Origin of the sequence: Dactylosporangium sp. NPDC051541, from assembly GCF_044454505.1 — a bacterium.
Classification (GTDB): Bacteria; Actinomycetota; Actinomycetes; order Mycobacteriales; family Micromonosporaceae; genus Dactylosporangium.
The window spans coordinates 1-6,385 of sequence record NZ_JBITDU010000049.1 but is presented as its reverse complement, the minus strand read 5'-3'; the positions used below and the strand labels follow the sequence as shown (position 1 = coordinate 6,385).

Genomic DNA, 6,385 nt, shown 5'->3' with positions numbered 1-6,385 from the left:
CGATCTGCGGTTCGCCGGTGGCGAGGGCGGTTTCGAGGGGGAGGGTGTCGTCGGTGTCGAGGATGGTGATGCGACCTGGGTGTTCGCTCTGGGCGGTGCGGGCGAGGCCCCAGACGGCGGCGGCGGGGAGGTCGGTGATGGCGCCGATGGGGACCGCGCCGTGGGTGACGACCGCGATCGGTGCCTCGTCGCGGAGGGCTGCCTGGAGGGCGTGGAGGGTGGTTTCGGTGAGGCGGTGCGTCTCGGCCGCCACGTCCGTTTCGGGGGTCGCGGCGGCGGCGATGGTGACCACGTCGGTCGGCGCGTTCGTCGACACCGGGGCCGACAGCTCGCTCCACGACACCGTGAACAGCCCGTCGCGAACGCCCGCCGCCCGCTGCACCACCGGCGCGGGCCGCACCAGCAGCGACGCGACCCGGGCGACCGGCGTGCCGTCCGGGTCGGTCAGCAGCAGCGACACCTCGTCCGGGCCGCCGACCGTGATCGTCGCCCGCAGCCGGCGCCCGGCCGGCGCGAACAGGGTCGCGCCGCTCCACGTGAACGGCAGCCGCACCTCGCCGGACCCTTCGCCCGGTCGCGCGAGGACGTGCAGCACGCCGTCGAACAACGCCGGGTGCACCGCGTGGCCGGCCGGTTCGGCGGTCTCGGGCAGCTCCACCTCGGCGTGCACGGTCTCGCCGGTCCGCCACGCGGCGCGCAGCACCTGGAACGCCGGACCGTACTCCAGCCCGGCCTCGGCCAGGGTGTCGTAGAGGTCGTCGAGGTCGATCGGGACGGCACCGGGCGGCGGCCAGGCCGTGTCGGCGCTCGGTGGCTCGACGGCGGCCGACGACAGCGAGGCGGTGGCGTGGCGGGTCCACGGCTCGGGTGCTTCGCCGTCGGCCGGTTCGATCCGCGAGTGTACGGCGAGCTCCGCCCCGGTCACGGTGACCTGGATCTGGGTCGGCGCCGTGATGGTGAGCGGCGCGTGCAGGGTCAGTTCGTCGATGCCGGTCGCGTCGGCCTGCGCGGCGGCGTGCCAGGCGAGGTCGAGGATGGCCGTGCCGGGCAGGATGACGGTGCCGTGGACGCGGTGGTCGGCGAGCCAGGGCTGGGTCGCCGGGTCGAGGCGGCCGGTGTGGATCTGGGTGGCGCTGTCGGCGGCCTGGACGGCGGTGGGGACGAGCGGATGGTCGGTGGCGGTGAGGCCGAGGCTGCGGGCGTCGGTGGTGGGCGCGTTGTGCAGCCAGAACGGCTGGTGCTGGAACGGGTAGGTGGGGATGGTCGCCGGTCTGGCGTCGGTGCTGGGCCAGGTGACGGCGGTGGTGGTGTGGGTGTGGATTCTCGCGATGGCGTTCGCGAGGGTCTCGGCGTGCGGCTCGTCGCGGCGCTGGGTGGGGATGGTGAGCGCGTCGGCCGGCGTCAGCGGGGTCAGGGTCGCGTGCGGCCCGATCTCGATGTAGGTGTTGGCGCCGAGGCTTTCGAGGGCGGCGATCGTGTCGTGGAAGCGGACGGTCTGCCGGATGTGGTTGGTCCAGTACTCGGGGGAGGTCGGCTCGCCGGCGGTGATGATCGGTGTGTGGGGTTGGTTGTAGGTGAGCGTGGCGGCGATGTCGTGGAATTGCTGGAGGATCGCGTCGGTGTGGCGTGAGTGGTAGGCGTGGGCGGTGTTGAGCGTTCTGGTTTTGCGGCCGAGCTGTTCGAAGTGTGTCTGGATGAGCTGCAAATCGTCTTTGGTACCGGCTACAACAATGCTGGTGGGGCCGTTGATGGTGGCGATGTCGACGGTCGGGTGGCTGCGTAGGACGTCGAGGACTTCGGCTTCGGTGGCCTGGATGGCGAGCATGGCGCCGGCGGGCATGGTGTGCATGAGTGTGGCGCGGGCGGTCACTATCTTGGCCGCGTCGGCGAGGTTCCAGATGCCGGCGTGGTAGGCGGCGGTGAGTTCGCCGATGGAGTGCCCGGCGTAGTGGGTCGGCTTGATGCCGTGGTGGGTGAGTGTGGCGTGCAGTGCGGTCTGGATGGCGAAGAGGGCGGGCTGCGTGTACAGGGTCGTGTTCAGTTCGGGGGTGTCGATGACCTGCAGTAGGGGTTTGGGCAGGTGCGGGTCGAGGGCTTCGCAGACGGTGTTCAGCGTGGCGGTGAAGACCGGGTCAGTGTTGTACAGGCCGAGCGCCATGCCCGGGTACTGGCTGCCTTGGCCGGAGAACAGGAACGCGACCCGGGCGGCGATCGGTCCACCGGCTGGGGTGACGGTGAGGTTCGGGTGTTCCGCGCCGGTCGCGAGGGCGTGGAGGGCATCGGCGTGGTTGCCGGTGATCACGGCCCGGTGGGCGAAGAGGGCCCGGCCGGTCAGAGCCGCGGCGATCTGGGCGGGGCCGGCGTCGAGACTTTCCAGCCGGCCGGCGTAGCGCCGCAACGCGTCGGGGGTCTTGGCCGACAGGCGCCAGGTCGCGGGCTGGTCATCGACCGCATCGATCGGTGCCGGGGTTGGGGGCTGTTCGATGATCAGGTGGGCGTTGGTGCCGCTGATGCCGAAGGAGGACACGGCGGCGCGGCGAGGGCGGTCGACGGCGGGCCACGGGGTCGGCTCGATCAGGAGTCGCAGGCCGCTGGTGTCCCAGTCCAGGTGGGGGCTGGGCGCGTCGACGTGCAACGTCTGCGGCAGCGTCGCGTGGCGGATGGCCTGGACCATCTTGATGACGCCGGCGACACCGGCCGCGGCCTGGGAGTGGCCGATGTTGGACTTGATCGAACCCAGCAACAAAGGCTGGTCGCGGTCGCGGCCGTAGGTGTTGGCGAGGGCTTGGGCCTCGATCGGGTCGCCCAGTGTGGTGCCGGTGCCGTGCGCTTCGACCGCGTCGACGTCGGCTGTGGTGAGGCCGGCGTTGGCCAGGGCCTGGCGGATGACCCGCTCCTGGGAGGGCCCGTTGGGGGCGGTGAGGCCGTTGCTGGCGCCGTCCTGGTTCACGGCGCTGCCGCGGATCACGGCCAGGACCTGGTGGCCGTTGGCTTCGGCGTCCGACAGGCGTTCCAGGACGAGCAGGCCGACGCCTTCGCTCCAGATCGCGCCGTCGGCGTCGGCGGCGAAGGACTTGCAGCGCGCCTGGGGCGACAGGCCGCGCTGGCGGCTGAACTCGATGAACACGCCGGGTGTGGCCATGACGGTGACGCCGCCGGCGAGGGCCAGGTCGCATTCGCCCTGCTGCAGGGACTGTGCGGCGAGGTGCATGGCGACGAGGGAGCTGGAGCAGGCGGTGTCGACGCTGACCGCCGGGCCCTCGAGACCGTACGTGTAGGACAGCCGGCCCGAGGCCACCGACGCGGCGCTGCCGGTGCCGATGTAACCCTCGAACCCGATGGGAGTGTTGGGCATGAGGCGGGTGCCGTAGTCGCCGTACATGATGCCGGTGAACACGCCGGTGCTGCTGCCGCGCAGGGTGGCCGGGTCGATGCCGGCGTCCTCGAGGCTCTCCCACGCGGTCTCCAGGAGGAGCCGCTGCTGCGGGTCGGTGGCCAGGGCCTCGCGGGGGCTGATGCCGAAGAAGTCGGCGTCGAACCGGTCGGCGTCGTGCAGGAACCCGCCCTCGCGGACATACGCGGTGCCGGGGTGGTCGGGGTCCGGGTGGTACAGCCGGTCCAGGTTCCAGCCGCGGTTCGTCGGGAAGCCCGTGATGGCGTCGCCGCCGTCGACGACCAGCTGCCAGAGCCCGTCCGGTGTGGACACCCCGCCCGGGTAGCGGCAGGCCATGCCGACGATCGCGATCGGCTCCCCGGTGGCCGGCGTCGCGGCCGTCGCGGTCGCAGCGGCGGGCTCGGCGTGGGTGAGGACGTGGTGCAGGTAGTGCGTGACGTGGCGGGGTGTGGGGTGGTCGAAGATGAGGGTGGCCGGCAGTCGCAGCCCGGTAGTGGCGTTGAGCCGGTTGCGCAGTTCGACCGCGGTGAGGGAGTCGAAGCCGAGCTCCTGGAACGGCCGGTCGGCGTCGATGGTGTCGGAGCCCGTGTGGCCGAGCACCGTCGCGGTGGTGCCGCGGACCGTGGTGAGCAGCAGCTCCAGCTGCTCCTCCGGGCTCAGGTCGGCGAGGCGGCGGGCGAGGGTGCCGCCGGTGGGGCGGGTGGCCACCCGGACCAGGCCGCGCAGCAGCGCCGGCAGCGCGCCGGTGGCGGCCTGGCGGCGCAGCGTCGCCGGGACGATCGGCAGCGCCACCGAGACGGGCCGGCCGGTGGAGCGCAGGGCCGCATCGAACAGCCGGTGCGCGTGCTCGGCGGTGAGCATCTCGAAGCCGCTGCGGGCCAGGCGCTGGAGGTCGGCCGACTCGAGGTGCCCGGTCATCGACGACACCGGCGCCCACAGCCCCCAGGCGATGCTGGTGGTGTCGGGGCGGTGGGCGGCGAGCGCGTCCAGGAACGCATTGGCGGCCGCGTAGTTGGCCTGCCCGGCCGTGCCGAGCGTGCCCGACGCCGACGAGTAGCAGACCAGCCGCGTCTGCGGCGGCAGCCGCCGGGCCAACGCCCAGGCGCCGTCGACCTTCGGTCGCAGCACCGCGTGCAGCCGCTCCGGGGTCAGCGAGTCCACCAGGCCGTCGTCGACCACGCCGGCGGTGTGCACCACCAGACCGAAGGAGTGCTCCGCCAGCAGGGCGTCGAGCTGCACCGGGTCCGTGACGTCGCACGCCGCGACGACCGCCTCCGCGCCCAGCTCCCGCAGCGCCGCGACGAGGTCGGCGGCGCCGGGTGCGGCCGCACCGGCCCGGCCGGCCAAAACGATTGTGGTCGCACCGCGGCCGGCCAGGTGCCGGGCCAGGAGCCCGCCGAGGGTGCCGGTGCCACCGGTGATCAGTACCGGCCCGTCGAGGCGCGGTCCGTCGCCGGTCGGCGCCGCGGCCGGGGCCAGCCGCGGGGCGTACAGCCGGCCGTCGCGAACGGCGATCTGCGGCTCACCCGTGGCCAGGGCGGTCTCGACGGGCAGGGTGTCGTCGGTGTCGACGAGCGTGATCCGGTCCGGATGTTCGGTCTGGGCGCTGCGGGTCAGGCCCCAGACGGCGGCGGCGGGGAGGTCGGTGATGTCGCCGATGGGTACCGCGCCGTGGGTGACGACCGCGATGGGCGCGTCGCCGTGCAGGGCGTCCTGGAGCAGCCGCAGGGTCTCCTCGGCGAGCCGGTGCGCCGCGGCCGGGACGTCCGGCTCACCCGGGTCGGAGCCGGCGACGATCGTCACCCCGTCGACCGGCGCGGGCGCGGGTGGCGGGGCGGTCACCTCGGTCCAGTCGAGCGTGAAGAGGCTGTTGCGGATGACCGACTCGGGCGCGACCTGACCGGCCTCGACCGGCCGGGTGCTGACCGTGCCGATCGTCGCCGCCGGTGTGCCGTCGGCGCGGTACAGCCGGACGGTGTGGTGGTTGCCGCTGGCCGTGAGCCGGACCCGGAGGGCGTGCTCGGCCGGGTTGTGCACGGCGACGTCGGCGAACGTGAACGGCAGCCGCGCGGGGCCGCCGGCCGCGGCGTCGGTGAGCGCGATGGTGTGCAGCGCGGCGTCGAGGAGCGCGGGGTGGATCCGGTGGTCGCCGGTGCGGATGCTGTCGGGGAGGCTCAGCTCGGCGTAGATGTCGGTGCCGTGCCGCCACGCGGTGTGCAGGCCCTGGAACGCCGGGCCGTAGCCGAGTCCGGCGTCAGCGAGGGTGTCATAGAAGTCGTCGAGGTCGATCGCGTCGGCGCCGGCGGGGGGCCACTCGGCCGGGGCCGGGCGGGGGACGGCCGCCGTGGTGGCGACGGTCGCGGTGGCGTGGCGGGTCCAGGGCTGGGGTTCGTCGTCGCCGGGTGTCTCGGTCCGCGAGTGTACGGCGATCTCCGGGCCGGTGACGGTGACCTGGATCTGGGTGGGTCCGGTGATGGTGAGCGGGCTGTGCAGGGTCAGCTCGTCGATGCCGGCCCCGGCGGCGTGCGTTTCGGCCGCGTGCAGGGCGAGGTCGAGGATCGCGGTGCCGGGCAGCACGATGGTGCCGTGCACGGCGTGGTCGGCGAGCCAGGTCTGCGTGCTCGGGTCGAGGCGGCCGGTGTAGATGAGTGCCGCACCGTCGGCGGTGTGGACGGCACTCGGGATGAGCGGGTGGTTCGTCGCCGTCTGGCCGAGGTGGCGCGGGTTGTTGGTGGCCGTCGTGCTGGTCCGCAGCCAGTACGACTGCCGCTGGAACGGGTAGGTGGGCAGGGTGGTGGTGTCGCGGGGTGTGTCGGGCCAGGTGATGTCAAGGCCGTGGTGCCAGGCGGTGGTGATGTTGGCGTGGATGGTGTGCCAGGTGCCGAGGTTTCGGCGGAGGGTTCCGAGGACGGTGTGGGGTTGGTTGTCCAGGGTGTCGTGGATGGGGTTGGTGAGGATGGGGTGGGGGCTGGCTTCGATGAAGGTGCGGTA

1 protein-coding gene is annotated in these 6,385 nt (G+C 73.2%); it reads right to left on the bottom strand.

All coding sequences use genetic code 11. The annotated features are described in order from the left end of the window. A partial coding sequence (locus ACIA8L_RS56250; RefSeq protein ID WP_395918516.1) for a type I polyketide synthase occupies positions 1–6,385 on the bottom strand: 6,385 nt, incomplete at both ends.